The organism is Pseudoalteromonas sp. SG41-5, from assembly GCF_014164495.1.
Taxonomy (GTDB): Bacteria; Pseudomonadota; Gammaproteobacteria; order Enterobacterales; family Alteromonadaceae; genus Pseudoalteromonas; species Pseudoalteromonas rhizosphaerae.
Genome location: NZ_JACJFH010000107.1, coordinates 1 through 14,508 on the forward strand (window position 1 = coordinate 1; position 14,508 = coordinate 14,508).

General features: G+C 40.0%; 16 protein-coding genes and 1 pseudogene. 10 read left to right on the top strand and 7 right to left on the bottom strand.

The features are described 5' to 3' along the window. The first annotated feature begins 153 nt into the window (after positions 1-153). A complete protein-coding gene (gene yhbY, locus H5232_RS19855; protein ID WP_016707974.1) occupies positions 154-450 on the top strand; it encodes a ribosome assembly RNA-binding protein YhbY in 297 nt (98 codons plus the stop codon). Between the two features lie 93 nt (positions 451-543). On the opposite strand, the gene H5232_RS19860 is transcribed toward yhbY, so the two are convergent. Together H5232_RS19860 and H5232_RS19865 are read right to left on the bottom strand one after the other, a co-directional pair. Beyond that, a complete protein-coding gene (locus H5232_RS19860; protein ID WP_182719336.1) occupies positions 544-1,020 on the bottom strand; it encodes a histidine phosphatase family protein in 477 nt (158 codons plus the stop codon). Next, entirely contained in the window at positions 1,017-2,195 is a 1,179-nt protein-coding gene (locus H5232_RS19865) for a serine hydrolase (RefSeq protein ID WP_182719335.1), read from the bottom strand. Before H5232_RS19865 ends, H5232_RS19860 begins: the two co-directional genes overlap by 4 nt. A 116-nt stretch (positions 2,196-2,311) precedes the next feature. On the opposite strand from H5232_RS19865, the gene H5232_RS19870 reads away from it, so the two are divergent. The 6 genes and pseudogenes from H5232_RS19870 (at position 2,312) to H5232_RS19895 (ending at position 8,070) form a co-directional block, all read left to right on the top strand. Further along, complete coding sequence (locus H5232_RS19870) at positions 2,312-3,115, top strand: hypothetical protein (RefSeq protein WP_182719340.1); 804 nt, start codon at positions 2,312-2,314, stop codon at positions 3,113-3,115. A gap of 104 nt (positions 3,116-3,219) precedes the next feature. After that, positions 3,220-4,077, top strand: a complete 858-nt coding sequence (locus H5232_RS19875; RefSeq protein ID WP_149981433.1) for a MipA/OmpV family protein — start codon at positions 3,220-3,222, stop codon at positions 4,075-4,077. Beyond that, positions 4,067-4,459 carry a DUF3019 domain-containing protein gene (locus tag H5232_RS19880; protein ID WP_149981434.1) on the top strand — a complete coding sequence of 131 codons (393 nt, stop codon included), beginning with the start codon at positions 4,067-4,069 and terminating at the stop codon, positions 4,457-4,459. The genes H5232_RS19875 and H5232_RS19880 overlap by 11 nt, the downstream gene beginning before the upstream one ends. 13 nt (positions 4,460-4,472) lie before the next feature. Continuing rightward, complete coding sequence (locus H5232_RS19885; protein ID WP_182831387.1) at positions 4,473-5,177, top strand: response regulator transcription factor; 705 nt, start codon at positions 4,473-4,475, stop codon at positions 5,175-5,177. 28 nt (positions 5,178-5,205) lie between these two features. Next, a pseudogene (locus H5232_RS19890) lies at positions 5,206-6,501 on the top strand (ATP-binding protein). Positions 6,502-6,717: 216 nt separating this feature from the next. Then, positions 6,718-8,070 (top strand): sodium-dependent transporter, encoded by a 1,353-nt coding sequence (locus H5232_RS19895; RefSeq protein ID WP_182719332.1) that lies wholly within the window; start codon positions 6,718-6,720, stop codon positions 8,068-8,070. A 16-nt stretch (positions 8,071-8,086) separates the two neighbouring features. On the opposite strand, the gene H5232_RS19900 is transcribed toward H5232_RS19895, so the two are convergent. Both H5232_RS19900 and H5232_RS19905 read right to left on the bottom strand, forming a co-directional pair. After that, positions 8,087-8,539, bottom strand: a complete 453-nt coding sequence (locus tag H5232_RS19900; RefSeq protein WP_145239226.1) for a GNAT family N-acetyltransferase — start codon at positions 8,537-8,539, stop codon at positions 8,087-8,089. 79 nt (positions 8,540-8,618) lie between these two features. Then, positions 8,619-9,362 carry a sporulation protein gene (locus tag H5232_RS19905; RefSeq protein ID WP_145239228.1) on the bottom strand — a complete coding sequence of 248 codons (744 nt, stop codon included), beginning with the start codon at positions 9,360-9,362 and terminating at the stop codon, positions 8,619-8,621. Positions 9,363-9,627: 265 nt separating this feature from the next. Here H5232_RS19905 and H5232_RS19910 point away from each other — a divergent pair, with 265 nt between their 5' ends. From H5232_RS19910 to H5232_RS19920, 3 genes are all read left to right on the top strand, one after another. Beyond that, on the top strand, positions 9,628-11,199 hold the full coding sequence (locus tag H5232_RS19910; RefSeq protein WP_182719330.1) for a cation:proton antiporter family protein: 1,572 nt from the start codon (positions 9,628-9,630) through the stop codon (positions 11,197-11,199). A 286-nt stretch (positions 11,200-11,485) separates the two neighbouring features. Beyond that, the gene (locus tag H5232_RS19915) at positions 11,486-11,767 is read left to right on the top strand and encodes a hypothetical protein (protein WP_145239233.1); all 282 of its coding nucleotides are present in this window, start codon (positions 11,486-11,488) and stop codon (positions 11,765-11,767) included. A gap of 117 nt (positions 11,768-11,884) precedes the next feature. Next, positions 11,885-12,103, top strand: coding sequence for a DUF3820 family protein (locus H5232_RS19920; protein ID WP_182719329.1), 219 nt, complete (start codon positions 11,885-11,887; stop codon positions 12,101-12,103). Positions 12,104-12,274: 171 nt separating this feature from the next. Here the strand turns inward: H5232_RS19920 and H5232_RS19925 are convergent, their stop codons facing one another. The 3 genes from H5232_RS19925 to H5232_RS19935 all read right to left on the bottom strand — a co-directional run. After that, positions 12,275-13,510, bottom strand: coding sequence for an ATP-binding protein (locus tag H5232_RS19925; RefSeq protein ID WP_182831388.1), 1,236 nt, complete (start codon positions 13,508-13,510; stop codon positions 12,275-12,277). Between the two features lie 6 nt (positions 13,511-13,516). Further along, positions 13,517-14,209: a response regulator gene (locus tag H5232_RS19930; protein WP_145239242.1), complete on the bottom strand. Its 693-nt coding sequence runs from the start codon at positions 14,207-14,209 to the stop codon at positions 13,517-13,519. 14 nt (positions 14,210-14,223) lie between these two features. Then, positions 14,224-14,508, bottom strand: a 285-nt coding sequence (locus H5232_RS19935; protein ID WP_182831389.1) for a DUF3019 domain-containing protein, incomplete at its 5' end; no start/stop codon positions are given.

Here is a 14,508-nt window from a genome sequence, read left to right on the forward strand (position 1 = left end):
TAAGGATCATCAAAATGTTCCTTCAACCATCGCTGTGAACTGGCCGAAAGTTTCTTATTCGTCATAAATTAACACGCAACTAATTAGTAATATTCTCTAGATGGCGTTAGAATACCCTTAATTCAAGCCATATTCAGCAAAATTTGTAACAACATGAAATTATCGAACAAACAAAAGCAGTTTTTAAAAGGTCAAGCACACTCTCTAAAACCAGTTGTACTTCTTGGTTCTAACGGTTTAACTGAAGGTGTATTAGTTGAAATTCAAAGCGCTCTAGAAATCCACGAACTTATTAAAGTAAAAGTACCTACTGATGATCGTGAGACTAAAGCACTGATTTTTGAAGCTATTATTCGTGAAACCGGTGCTGAGAAATTACAGTCAATCGGCCACACCCTTGTGCTTTATCGCCAAAGCGAAGAAAAGAAGATCCAATTACCACGTAATTAATTTTCTATTCCGCTATAAAAAAACCAGCAATTGCTGGTTTTTTTATATCTGCGACGCAACTGCAATAAATTGTAAATAAATATATTACATTGCTCAAAAATTCATCTTCATATCACTCAACTGATAACCTTGCGCTTCGCTTTGTAAGATAAAATAGCGGTTAAATTCAGTTTCAGGCATCTTTTCAACATCTATTTGCGCTATTAATTTTGCCAATTCTGCCGTGGTATTACTATGGCCTACAATCACCACTACGCCATCTTGCGCTAAAACAGTGTGTTTAAATGCGGCTAAGTCACGAGGGTCGTAGCTTTGAATTGTAATATTAAAATGTTCAGCAATAGGAGTTGCGGTCTCGATAGTGCGATTATAGTCCGTACTAAAAACTGCTGTTGGCTGGACTTTACTAAGCAGACTCACTAACTGCTGCGCCCGTTGCTTGCCGGCATCCGTAAGATGGGGATCGTTGCCTGTTAATTTTTCACTATGGCGAAACAAAAAAATACTTTGCGGTGCTGCTGTTAAATTCGCAGTAAACAGTAATATTACGCTCGCTAAAATATAGTTCATTTGTCTTCCTCTTTATACATTGCTAGTTGTTGTGAGCGTTTGAATAGCAACACACGATCAATAAACTCTGTCGTTAATTCATTAATGATACCGGTTTCGGCGTTAAGGATCAGACTGAAACCTATGTTTAAGTGCGGTATTACTACAAGGTCACTGCGATATCCTTGCACCCAGCCGCTATGATAGTAAATGGTTTCATTATCATATTCGTAAACCCGCCAGCCTAAGCCATAATAGGCCTCGCTAAGGTGCTTTTTCCACACTCGACGCCGTAACTCTTTTTTTGTATGCGTATAAGGACGAGTTTGACTGGCTAGCACTGCACTGGATAATACCGTTGGGTAATATCCTAACTGCGCTTTTAACCAAATAGCCATATCACTGGCACTAGCATTAACGCCGGCTGCGGGAAGTACCTTGTAATAATTTTTTTTCAATTTTGCGGTATGCCAGCGTTTGCGCCCTCTTACATGGGGATGAGCATAATTATCATCTGTTACCATCGCTGTATAACCCAGGCTTGCATCATTCATATTTAATGGTGAAAATATAAATTCACTCATCCACCGAGAGTAATCCAATTTAGTACTGCTTTTGATCACTTCAGCAATTAAGCTAAACATCACATTTTGATAGCCATAGCACTGCCCTGGTTGGCAGATAGGTTCAACACTCAACAACTTTTGCACTATATCAGGGTAACTCATTCTTGATTCAATCAAGTTATCATACGCATTAGGTACTAAACCGCTGGAGTGACTGAGTAAGTGAAAAACTTTTAAATTATTTTTGTAATCCGTATTGGCGAAGGCTGGAATAAATTTACTGACAGGGTCGTCTAAAGCAAACTTCCCCTCATTGGCTAACTTTGCACTGAGTGAGCCTGCAAACGTTTTAGATACCGATGCTAAGCGAAACCGAGTATGGGCATTGACTGCTAAGCCCTTATTTAGCTTTGTTACCCCAAACCCTTGTATATGCGTATCATCAGGGCCATTAACTATCGACAACGCAGCCCCTGGGATCCCTTTGCTTTTTAATTTATGTTCGAGATGTTGTGTATAATCATTGACAAATTCTTGCCACTGTTGCTTGCTGGCATGAACCTGCGATTGAAATAAAACTAACGTGATAACGAAAAAAAAGGAGTTGATTAACGACACAAAAGGCTTCATTTTTTATTATTTTTATCTAGATTAAGACATTCTTAGCTTTATAATACCATGAAGTTTTATTAAGACTAACGTACAATATTCCGATTATCGAGCTTTCAAAGGGTTTTAAAGTGTTCATACGTTATTTATCAATAGTTTTTTTTACTTTCATTACAACGGCCTGTGTCACTGCGCCGCCACCTGCTGCGCCTTTAGAAATGCCACTCAAACCGCAATTAAAAAGCCAAAGCTATCAAGTAGCCTATGAAACCGAACATGCTTCACCGAAAGTAAAATCAGTACAATTACCAGCGCATAAAATTACTCGTAACCAAACTGTGCAAGTTATTGCCGATAAAGCAAGTGTCACGGATACCCTATTTAAACAAATAACTGATGCATTAACGACTATGAACTTACGTGTCGTTGATCAAGGCAATAGTGATTATACCCTAGCTATACACCAGCTAGAGCTCAACTTTATTGAAGATACTGAATATCAAATACAACCACCGAATAAAGCGTATCCTTTATTTGCGCAAATAACACAACTGTATCCGATCCAACAATGCTCAACCATCAATGCAGAGGTTAGCATGCGCCTGATCCATCGTGCATCAGGTGATGTAGTGTGGTTTGGAAAATCCTCAATCGACAGTGCAAGCTTCCACCGCGAACCACTTATTTACAGCTTCAGTGATGAACAAGTGATCAGTAATGAGCTTGAAGTAGCCACTTTTATCCATCAACAAAATACTGAGCAAGCACGTCTTGCCCGTGCCAATCAAGAAGTCAGTATACCAAGCTATAAAACCATTTCTAAAATGACCAGTTTAGCTAAACTTCAAGGACCGTGTAATCGCACTGAAGTGAGTGCTCTAACACCGATGATGCACTATTATCTGAGTAGTATTTTGATCGATAAAATTAAAGTACACTAAGTTCATGTCTGCAGAATGACTACTGGCTACAATTTTTTACAGATCAAAGGAACTCTTTGACAATATAATACACTTAACAACTGCTTAATTTATTTGGATCATGGATGCAACGTAAACAACACACTCTACAGAAACTACTGTTATTACTGATCAGTGTGGGTTTATGGAGCACCTCTAGCAATGCCAGCAATCGCTATTATGCTGATAATACCTTAGAGCCTACCTCAGGCTTTGCTTGGGATTGGAGCGCGGGTGCGGGCTATTATGTTGAAGATTCTTATTTAGTTGGAATGGATTCTTACAGTGACGGCCTAGAACTTGATATTAACCTTGCTATTTCTTACGAACGCTTTTATTTAGATATTGATCATAGCCAACTCAGTGGCGGCATTATTATTGGTTATAGCATCATCAATAAGTATGATTGGGATCTTGATATTCTTGGCACTAATATGCAAGCTGGGTTTGATGAAACAGGACTCGACTTTTATAGCAGTGGAGTGGTGTCAGAACTTAAAGGAATACGAAGCCGAAAAAGTGACTTTGATACTGGCTTACGCCTTACCCGCCGCTTTGAAAACTCACAAATCTCTTTTGAATACTTACATGACATTTCCAGTGCTCATAATGGCTGGGTTGTAAATAGCTTTTTTAGTCATATTTTACCATGGCAAAACTGGGAGTTTCGCACCGGTGTTGGTATCAGCGCTTACTCAGCTGATTTCACCAATTACTATTTTGGTATTACAACAGAGGAAGCCACCGCTACTCGTGCGGTCTATCAAACAGACACCGCAATGAGTATGATTTTTGAATTCCACGCCGAGTACCCACTCAATCAACACTGGGTATTTTTAGGTGGCTGGCTATCAACCTGGTTTTCAAATGAAATTTCCAACAGTCCCATTGTATCTCAGGATTATCAGCATAAAGCCATGGTAGGCGTGCGCTATGTATTTTAAAACCACAGTAATTTTATTACTGTTACTTAACACAAAGCCGTTATTGGCCGATGGCGAAGAACCGCACGACAGTAGTTTAATTGCATTGCCCGATACCTGTGTTGCACTGCGAGAAGGACGCAGCTGCTATGCTGATATTGAGTTAAGCTGGCAACAAACTAGCATCGGTAATTACTGTTTACGTGATGCAACATCGAAGCATATTATGCAATGCTGGCTTAGACAAAATAGCGGAAAGTTAAATTATGCTTTTGATTCTGTTGAAAGCATTTCATTTGAGTTAATAAACAGCGATACCGGTAAGATCATTGCATCAACACAAGTACAGTTGCAATGGGTGTATCAAAATCGCCAAAAGAAACGCCGCTGGCGGCTTTTTTAAAACGAGATAAAGCATGGATAATTACGGCACAATATTACTTGTTGAAGATGACGGCTCTTTAGCCCAGTGGGTGGCAGAGTATTTAACTGAGCAAGGCTACACAACTCATATTTGTGAGCGAGGCGACCAAGTTGTCAGTCATGTAAAAGAGCTCAAGCCTGACTTAATTTTACTCGACATTATGCTCCCCGGCCAAGACGGTATTAGTGTCTGTCGTGAACTACGTCAATTTTACCAAAGCCCTATTATTATGCTAACCGCTCGAGACGAAGAAATGGACGAAGTAATTGGTCTTGAAGTCGGTGCCAGTGATTATATAATGAAACCGGTCAGGCCGCGTGCATTACTAGCGCGGATCAAAGCGGCGCTGCGCGCCAATAACGATAATTCGGAGTCGCAAGCGGATGATACCATTATTCAGGTAGGCTCTTTAAAAATTGATACACAATCTCGCAATGTTTTTATTAATGATATTGATCAAGGGGTATCCAGCGCTGAGTACTTATTACTGCATTATTTAGCCTGTAACGCAGGGCAAGTTGTGTCGCGAGATGCTGTATTCAAAGCAACCAAGGGCCGTGAATATGATGGCCTTGATCGCAGTGTCGATGTGCTCATTTCTGCGCTGCGTAAAAAATTTAATGATGATCCCCAGCAACCTGAAAAAATTAAAACAATTTGGGGGCGAGGCTATTTACTCGTCGCAAGCGCTTGGTGATCGCCGCTAAGGTATACTGGCGAACGCTATGAAAAAGTTTTATCTTTCCTTATTAGCCAGTGCCCTGCTCTCGATTGTGATATTAGGTTGGTGAATTGATGCTTTTAGTCAGCAAACTCATACCTCGCAGGATGAGTTTGGCTTTCAAAGTAAACTTTTAATGGGCTTCAGCCAGCAAATTGCCAGCCAACCCTTCATGCAAAGAGCAGACTACACCGCCTTACTTGCACAACAGTTTTCGTTGGGATTAAGTTATCGAGCCACGCAATCTTTAGCGCTGCCACCATCACTGCTAGAAGAGATCAATGCTGAAGGCGGACTGATTTTAGAAGATCAAGAAGGGTATTACCTACTCTACAGTAATGATTTGCTTGCGCCTTTTCATCTTAAATTACGTTTAGAAAAACCCCACGAACAAGATCAACAAAATGATATGTTACTTACCTTAATGTTTTACGCTGGGTTATGTGTGTTTATGGGGTTTATTATTGCACCATTAGCTAAACGACTAGGCGTGGTTAATGACGCAGCTAAAAAGTTTGCCAGTGGCGACTTACATGCTCGCATTCGGGTATCCCATTTCACTTACATTAAAGATGTTGAGCTTACTTTTAACCGCATGGCAAGCCAGATCGAAAAATTACTCGATGAAAATAAACTGATGGCCTCGAGTTTATCTCATGATATACGCACCCCCATTGCCTGCCTACGATTTGGCTTAGATGCAGCACTAGATAGTCATAGCGAAGAAAAAATAAAACATTATTTAAATCGTATGGAAGCTGATTTAGACCAAATGGAATCAATGTTGAAAAGTTATTTAGCATTTGCCACGCTTGAGCAAAAAGCCAACCAACTGACCTACTCACACACTGAGTTAAACAGCTACCTAAGCACCCTAATACAACAACTAGAGCCTAAGTTAGTACAGCAACAACTTGATTTACAACTTATCTGTCATGATAATTCTCATATTTATGCAGATTTACACTGGTTAGCACGCGCAATCACTAATCTGCTTAGCAATGCCTGTGACTTTGCCAAACAAAAAATTATTCTCACAGCATCAATGAAAGAGCAAACACTGATAATCACTGTTGAGGATGATGGTCCAGGTATCGAAGAGCAAAATTGGCACAAAGTTTTTAGTCCTTTTTTTCAAGAACAGAGTCATCGCAATCGAGCCGATCAAAGTTATGGCCTAGGACTTGCCATAGTAGCTAAAGTAGCTGATTGGCATCATGGCAGTGTAAGCGTAAATCGCAGTAAGCAGCTAGCGGGTGCATGCTTTACCCTTAAAATACATAACCCAGAACAATTGTAACTTTTATGTTACAGTTTACATTATCATAAATCACCTCATTATGATTAGATAACAACAACTTAAATTATAAATGTTAACAGCATTGGCATTCTAAGTTTTGTAAATACAGTCAGGCGTTAATTCTTCACGGCTGCAGTTAAAAATAAGAGCTTTTTATTTTTTAACATTTACAGTAGATTGTCAGCGCCGTCACTATATAGAGAAGAAAAAATAATTATGAGCGCAGTCAGAGGGGAGTTTAGCTCCCGTTTTGGATTCATTATGGCCGCAGCAGGATCTGCAGTAGGTCTTGGTAATATCTGGGGTTTCCCAACACAGACAGCCAGCAATGGAGGCGCGGCCTTTTTAATTGCTTACCTTGTATTAGCATTTTGTTTAGCTTACCCAGCACTGATGGCAGAGCTAACAATTGGTCGCCATGGTCAAGCCAATGCGGTTAGTTCATTGCGGAAAATTTCAAATAACCCGCTCCAAAAACGTTTTGCGTTTGTGGTCGGTTTTGGCGGTATCATATGTGCCGGACTGATCCTCAGCTTTTATGCCATTGTCGCCGGTTGGATGATCAGTGCCACTCTAGAGCCCATTGCGACTTTAGTGGGCAGTGAGAGCTCTTCAACTTGGTTGAGTGAGCAGTCAATCTCTAGAAACCTTATATTTACTGCTGGATTTATTATTCTTACTGTCGCAATCATTAGCCGCGGAGTAGAAAATGGCATTGAAAAATGGTCAAAACGCCTAATGCCCGCATTGCTGACTATTTTATTTGCACTGATTGTTTATGTGATGATGCAAGAAGGCGCTATGACAGGCCTAAAAGCCTACTTAGTGCCTGATTTCAGCTCTATTTTAGACCCTGAATTACTTGTTAGTGCACTGGGACAAGCGTTCTTTTCGTTGTCATTAGGCACTAGTGTGATGATCATTTATGGCTCCTACATTAGTAAAAAAGAAAATTTAGTCTCACTTGGCGCCTACGTTACCCTTATTGATGTGTTTATTGCTTTTGTTGCTGGGTTACTAATTATCCCTGCGATGTACGTTGCGCAGGCACAAGGGGTGGAAATATTCTCAGCTACTGGAGAGTTGCTTTCTGAAGACACTTTAGTATTTCAAGTATTACCCGCTCTTTTTGATGGCATGGGCACCATTGGTTTATTCGTTGGCTTTGCCTTTTTTGCATTGATGAGTATAGCTGCACTGACATCGTCTATTTCAATGCTTGAAGCACCGGTTTCGTATGCGGTAGAGCGCTTTGATCTTGGCCGTGTAAAAGCCACTTGGTTAATAGGAACGATTATAGCATTGGTGAGCTTTACGATAGTCCTGAACTTTAATGCGCTGTTTGGTTTAGTTATTGCGCTCACAACTAAATTTGGTCAGCCTATTCTTGGTTTAATGTGTTGCTTGTTTGTCGGCTGGATTTGGTATCGCAACTCACTATTAAACGAAATACAACAAGGCTGCCCAGAAGTTGCTACCAGCCTATTTTGGAAAATATGGCCATGGTATATTAAATTCATTTGCCCAATTGCAATTGGTTTAGTGTTTGTCAGCTCGCTATTAGGCTAACTCAAAAAACCGCTCTTTACACGGAGCGGTTTTTTAAAATCATATCTTGATGTGCAATACCATCTTCTAAATAAGGCTCGCCAATACACTGAAAACCCAGCGACTGATAAAACGCGAGTAAATAGGTTTGCGCGCCAATGTATATATCCTTGTTCGGCCAATGCGTAAAGCAACACTGGATCGCCTCTTTAACCAATAACACTGCCAACCCCTTACCCCGTTGTGATTTTTCAACCAGCACGCGACCAATAGCGCTGTACTGCTCATTTTTCTCATAACAACGTGCGTATGCAGCTAATTGTTCAGCCTCGAGCCAATAGAGATGCTGAGTTGTTGCAGTGCAATCGATATCGTCTAATTCAGGGTATGGGCATTGCTGCTCAACTACAAATACATCGACCCGCGTGCGCATGATAGTAAACAGTACCTGCGCAGACAGTTGAGAAAATGGTTTTGTTGTTAATCGCATAAAAACTCCTAACATAAAAAAAGCCCAGTCAATACTGGGCTACTTATTACGCTTAGCTAACTAACCGAGCTCTGAATAGCTAGGCAAGCAAACGTTCTAATTGATCACATAAATGCGAAAGATTAACGTGATCATGTTCAATCGTCAGGTCAACATAGCCATCACCACGAAAACCACGGTCAAGCTCAATTAAAACATGAGTTTTATGAGCTTCAGGCACAAACGATAGTTCAATCTCTTGAATACCGAACAAGCTACGGCTATTTGGTTTATATTCCAGCTCTTGATAACAACCAGAGACAGAGTTAAACGTACTAGCACGTAAGAAGCCCTTTTCAACATCCGCTTTTACCAAGCTAAAACCCAGTTTATCCATCGCTTGCATAAAAGTAGTTACGGCATCATTTGGATAAATATGAAGATGATCTTTATCCGTAGGATCAAGTGCTAAATCAATATCTAAACCTGTTTCAAGCCAAACATGTGATTGGTTATAACCGGCGTTGATTTCGGTGATCGGTGTTTCTGAATGTAAGCGCGCTTCAAACGGAATGTGTTTTTGCTGACCCGGTTCAATTGTACCAATATCGGTTATACGCCACTTATCAATAATATGATTGGTAAAATAAGCACCGTCTTCACCTTCCACTTTTACGCGCGTCATTAATGCTAAATCAAGACCTGTTATTGCTTGGCTAACATCCCCTGCGGTGATCACTATTTGGGCATTAAATAGTTGCCCAGGTTGTAAATGCTCAGTTTCAAGCACGGTATCTACTGTTGCTGCACCAATACCGACTGATGCAAGAATTTTTTTAAACATCTATTTCTCCTTAAGCTTAATTCACCTAAACCTGAATCACGCTTAAATTCCTTTGTTACTGCATCTTAACCATATTTAAAAGCTGCTGTCAGTGAAAAAATAACTATTTTTTGAGTTTTTAGCAGAATAATTAACTAAACGAGTGTTTTTCATACACAGGTATATCTCTATGCGCGCAATTTATATGCATAATATACACGAATGATTTTCAAAAATGCTGATATTTCGCTACACTAGGTAACCAAATGAAGTGATATTAAGAATTATGGAACTATTATATTTTGCTGTCGCATTTGTGTGTGGCTTTGCCGTGTACCAACTTAAACTTCCTCCGCTAATCGGTTTTTTGATTGCTGGCTTTGTACTGAACTTATCTGGCTTTAAAACCACTGAGCTACTTAATACGATTGCTAATTTAGGGATCACGTTATTACTATTTAGTATTGGTCTGAAACTAAAAGTTAGCCATCTTATTAAGCCACAAGTTTGGGCCCCTGCCTCTTTACATATTATTATTAGTAGCGCTATTTTTTGCAGTTTGATGCTGTTCTTAGGCGCACTTTCGTTGCCATTATTTGCAGACCTAAGTTGGCAAAGTGCGTTGCTTGTTGGTTTTGCTTTTAGCTTTTCTAGCACAGTTTTTGCTGTAAAAGTACTTGAAGAACGTGGCGAAATGGCCAGCCTTCACGGCAAAATAGCCATTGGTATTTTGGTTATGCAAGATATCTTTGCAGTGATATTTTTAGCCATCAGCACAGGTAAAATCCCCAACGGTTGGGCTTTTGCGCTATTAGTTGCCTTGCCATTATTACGCCCAGTCATGTTTTGGGTGTTAAATCGTTCTAAACATGGTGAGCTATTACCTTTGTTTGGCTTTTTCTTTGCACTTGTCGTTGGCTATCATGCATTTGAATTTGCAGGCTTGAAAGGTGATTTAGGCGCGTTGATCATCGGTATGATCTTTGCTCCTCATAAAAAAGCCAGTGAGCTTGCAAAATCACTACTTAATTTAAAAGAAATTTTATTAGTTGGGTTTTTCTTAACAATTGGTTTAGGTGCTGATCTGACGCTCAACTCATTACTTATAGCGCTTATTATTGTATTGGTGCTACCAGTCAAAGTTGCCCTGTATTATGTACTAACGAATGCCTTTAAGTTACGCGCTCGTACTTCTTTATTAAGTGCTTTTAGTCTAGCTAACTACAGCGAATTTGGCTTGATAGTCTGTATGGTTGCTGCCAGTAGCGGGTTAATCACCTCTGAGTGGTTGGCTGTTATGGCTATTGCAGTATCAATGACCTTTATCATTGCATCCCCACTAAATAAACGTTCAAACGAAATTTATGTAAAGATCGAAGCTTGGCTCATGCGTTTTGAAAGCCCTACTCGCTTAGCAGAAGAACTTCCTGTGAACTTAAATGACACCAAGATTGTTATTTTTGGTATGGGTCGTATTGGCACCGGTGCATATGAAACAATTAACATCACCCATCCTGGCGTTGTAGCGGGTATAGATATCAAACCTGAAGTGGTCGAAAAGCATGTTACACGAGGTCGTAAGGCACTCTTGGCAGATGCAACCGATCCAGACTTTTGGCAACGGGTAAATCACTCCCATGTAGAGATGATCATGCTCGCGATGCCGAAACATATGCAGAACATTTTTGCTTTAGAGCAATTGCGTGCTTCGGGTTACCAAGGTCAAGTTACTGCCATTGCTAACTATCCAGATCAGCAAAAAGAATTAGAAGATATGGGCGTTGACTCTACTTATAACTTCTATTTAGAGGCCGGTAGCGGCTTCGCTGAGCATGTAAAACAAAAATTATTTCCATAATATAGAAAGGTTCTCAGTACCACAAAAGGTACTGAGAACTATTTTCATTTAATTTTCATATCCTTATATATAGCCGCCTGAAACAATCCCGCAGAAGTCCCCAAATAAGAGTCAAGCGCATTTACAAAGCTTTACATCCAGATTGGCATTTACCCATGAAAAAAGAGTAAACTGCACTTGTTGAGTAATACGTAAGTATCTATTTTTAGCACAAAAAAAGCCTTCTCATGTTTGTGTATACGTATTTATCGGCATTTTGTCTTTTACTATTAAATAAGGTTTTTAGATGAAAAATAAGTTTGCTACACAGTTTCAGACAGTGGCGGATGATGTAAATAACCCAAAACTGGTTGAACTTCAAAATCGCCTTGATGAAATACAAAGAAATGGAATGACAGCGTTAACAATGCGCGCAGTGCTATTTCAAAAAATGCTCGATATATATCAAGTGCCGGAAAATCATTTCTTGCGTGATAGCGAAACACCAAGCCGCATCGATGATCCGTCAATTATAAACAAACTTAAACAACTTGGATTTACCAAAAAGCATCAATACCAGATCCATTAGTAATTATGAGGGCCCTACTCTCCCTCATTAAATAGGCTGTTTCTTGCCCGTCACAGCCTATTTTCTCTCTCTCTTTTGTAATACACTTCACGCATAACCTAGCAAACTAAGTTAACCATGGATCCAGAGCTTTTAAAAATAGCGATTAATACAAAAATGCCATTTGGTAAATATGCAGGCCGCCCTTTGCTGTTATTACCAGAACCATACTTAGTCTGGTTTAAGCAGCAAGGATTTCCTCACGGCACACTCGGTGCTCAATTAGCAATGATGTATGAAGTTAAACTCAATGGCTTGGAGCAGATGCTCATGCCGCTTTTAAAAACACATAAATAAATTAAAAGTAATAAATAATGGAACTTACTTAGCAAAGTGAAGTCTACTCTTTTGCTACTTGTTGATTTTGGTTTTAACCGCAGAAAAGCGCCTATTAGGCGCTTTTTTTTTGAGTATCAATTTAGCCACAGATATAGCAATAGAAAAGGAGTTACTTACCCTGAACTCTGGTTACTTAGGCAAATAGATTGTAAATTTGGCGCCACCTAATTCTGAATTCGATATTGCACAGCTACCTTGGTGCCAAGACACTATTTTTGCCACAATGGCTAAGCCAAGCCCAAAGCCTCCAGTCTTTTTATCGCGGCTTTTATCAAGTCGGGCAAAAGGTTTAAACACTGTATCCCATTGTGATTGTTCAATGCCAGGGCCATCGTCTTCGACAGATAAAATTACCTGCCCAGTATTTTCAACTAAGCTAATTCGCACTTCGTGACGAGCATATTTCAACGCGTTGCCTACTAAGTTTTGGATGCTGCGGGCGATAAAGTGACTGTCACAAGTGTAACTGCATAAAGCTGGTAATTGCATATTGAGTTTTATTTGCGTAGCAAAATCAAGTTTAGTGACAACACTTTCTACTAGCTGCACTAAGTTACATGTTTGCACCGTAAGATTAGGTTGTTGGCTATCAAGACGAGCATAATCAAGCATTTCTTTAACTAACGACTCTAACTCCACAATATCCAATTGCATGTTATCGATATATTCAAAGGCTTTTTCGTCAGCTACTTTATCTTCAAGCATTGCCAAGGCAAATTTTAAACGTGCCAGTGGCGTTCTAAACTCATGCGAGACCGACGAGGTAAGTTCTTGTTGCGCAGTTAGTAAATGCTGAATACGCTGCTGCATAGCACTTAAGGTGTCGGTAATTGGTAAAAAGAATGATTTAGAGGTGGCGCTCAGCTCAAAGTCTTGTGAACCACCAACGGCTTCACAGGCCAGCCGCAACTTAGCAAAATCACGCCACAGTAAAAAACTCCATAAGCCAACAGGGATCCCAACGACACACAATAACAATAGATAAGGCCAAACGGATGAGAATACTGGTGCAGAAACGGTAATTGGACCCACTTGCAATAATTGCTCATTATCAACAGCGATATACCAAATAGCTCGCTGTTGTTGATCAAATAGATAAATATAATTATGTAGCTTAAGTTCTTGTTGTTGTTGTGCGGGCAACATTAGGTCTTGTTTTTGTACTATTTTACTTTGAAAGCGCGAAGCTACTTTAGTTAGCCCTTGTGGGGTTTGCGCTAATAACCATAGAGAGTGACCAAACTCGTCATCGAGCGCAATTTGTTGTTGGCTATCTTCGTACGGCCAAAGTTGTTCAATTACCCCACTGACTAAAAACAAGGAAACTATAATGTACAAATATAAACTTGCGAATAGTTTCCCCATTAATAATTACATACCCCATGCATCGGAGACAAATAAGTAGCCTTGTCCCCAAACGGTTTTAATACGGTATGGTTTATCGCTGTTATCACCTAATTTTTTACGGATCCGCGATACGCGTACATCTACGGTGCGGTCTAATCCATCATATTGGCGACCGATCATGTGTTGATGAACATGTTCACGACTTAGTACTTCACCGGAATTTGAAGCTAATAGCCACAGTAATTCAAATTCATGTGAAGTGAGGGTGATTTCGTTATTCTTTAAGCGAACAATACGGCTGGTTTTATCAATACATAAATCGCCAAATTGTAATTCTTCTGGCGCTTTTACTGATGCTTGGCCACGGCGTAATAGCGCATTAATACGGGCAAGCAATACTCTTGGCTCAGCTGGCTTAATAACATAATCATCGGCACCAAGTTCCAAACCAATGACTTGATCAAAGTCTTCACCTTTGGCGGTCAACATTAATATTGGTAAGCTAAATTTATCTCTCACTTGACGACAAACACTAAAGCCATCTTTACCCGGCAGCATTACATCGAGGATCATCAAATCAACCGGATTGTTTTCAAGGTAACTAAACACTTCATCGCCACGGTCTAGCACCGCCACTTCAAGGCCATTATTTTCAAGATAGTCACGGGTTAATTGCTGTAACCCTAAATCATCTTCTACAAGTAAGATCTTTGCCATTTGCAGCTCCAAGATTAAAAAAAGCTCCACGGAGAACGTAATCGGCGCCGAGTTATTTTAGCGCGAGTGCTCTGTACTTCAATGCGTGTTGTCGCCAGTAATTCATCCGTGTGAGGATTGACTAGGGAGTATATGGTTTCAACCTGAACACGCGCTTTATGATTGAATTCTTCTAAGGTAACCTGTTGCCAACATTGCAGTTGTTGATCTTCGCTGTATAAACAAACGTCCATTTTATGGGGCATATTTAAAGCAAATTTTACATCAACATCGCAAAAGTCTTGTTGTTCGGAAACCAC

Coding starts and splice junctions, on each gene's coding strand:
- H5232_RS19885 (WP_182831387.1), top strand. CDS start 4,473: ATGGATAATTACGGCACAATATTACTTGTTGAAGATGACGGCTCTTTA.
- H5232_RS19860 (WP_182719336.1), bottom strand. CDS start 1,020: ATGAACTATATTTTAGCGAGCGTAATATTACTGTTTACTGCGAATTTA.
- H5232_RS19915 (WP_145239233.1), top strand. CDS start 11,486: ATGAAAAATAAGTTTGCTACACAGTTTCAGACAGTGGCGGATGATGTA.
- H5232_RS19880 (WP_149981434.1), top strand. CDS start 4,067: ATGTATTTTAAAACCACAGTAATTTTATTACTGTTACTTAACACAAAG.
- H5232_RS19910 (WP_182719330.1), top strand. CDS start 9,628: ATGGAACTATTATATTTTGCTGTCGCATTTGTGTGTGGCTTTGCCGTG.
- H5232_RS19865 (WP_182719335.1), bottom strand. CDS start 2,195: ATGAAGCCTTTTGTGTCGTTAATCAACTCCTTTTTTTTCGTTATCACG.
- H5232_RS19905 (WP_145239228.1), bottom strand. CDS start 9,362: ATGTTTAAAAAAATTCTTGCATCAGTCGGTATTGGTGCAGCAACAGTA.
- H5232_RS19895 (WP_182719332.1), top strand. CDS start 6,718: ATGAGCGCAGTCAGAGGGGAGTTTAGCTCCCGTTTTGGATTCATTATG.
- yhbY (WP_016707974.1), top strand. CDS start 154: ATGAAATTATCGAACAAACAAAAGCAGTTTTTAAAAGGTCAAGCACAC.
- H5232_RS19925 (WP_182831388.1), bottom strand. CDS start 13,510: ATGGGGAAACTATTCGCAAGTTTATATTTGTACATTATAGTTTCCTTG.
- H5232_RS19875 (WP_149981433.1), top strand. CDS start 3,220: ATGCAACGTAAACAACACACTCTACAGAAACTACTGTTATTACTGATC.
- H5232_RS19900 (WP_145239226.1), bottom strand. CDS start 8,539: ATGCGATTAACAACAAAACCATTTTCTCAACTGTCTGCGCAGGTACTG.
- H5232_RS19920 (WP_182719329.1), top strand. CDS start 11,885: ATGGATCCAGAGCTTTTAAAAATAGCGATTAATACAAAAATGCCATTT.
- H5232_RS19930 (WP_145239242.1), bottom strand. CDS start 14,209: ATGGCAAAGATCTTACTTGTAGAAGATGATTTAGGGTTACAGCAATTA.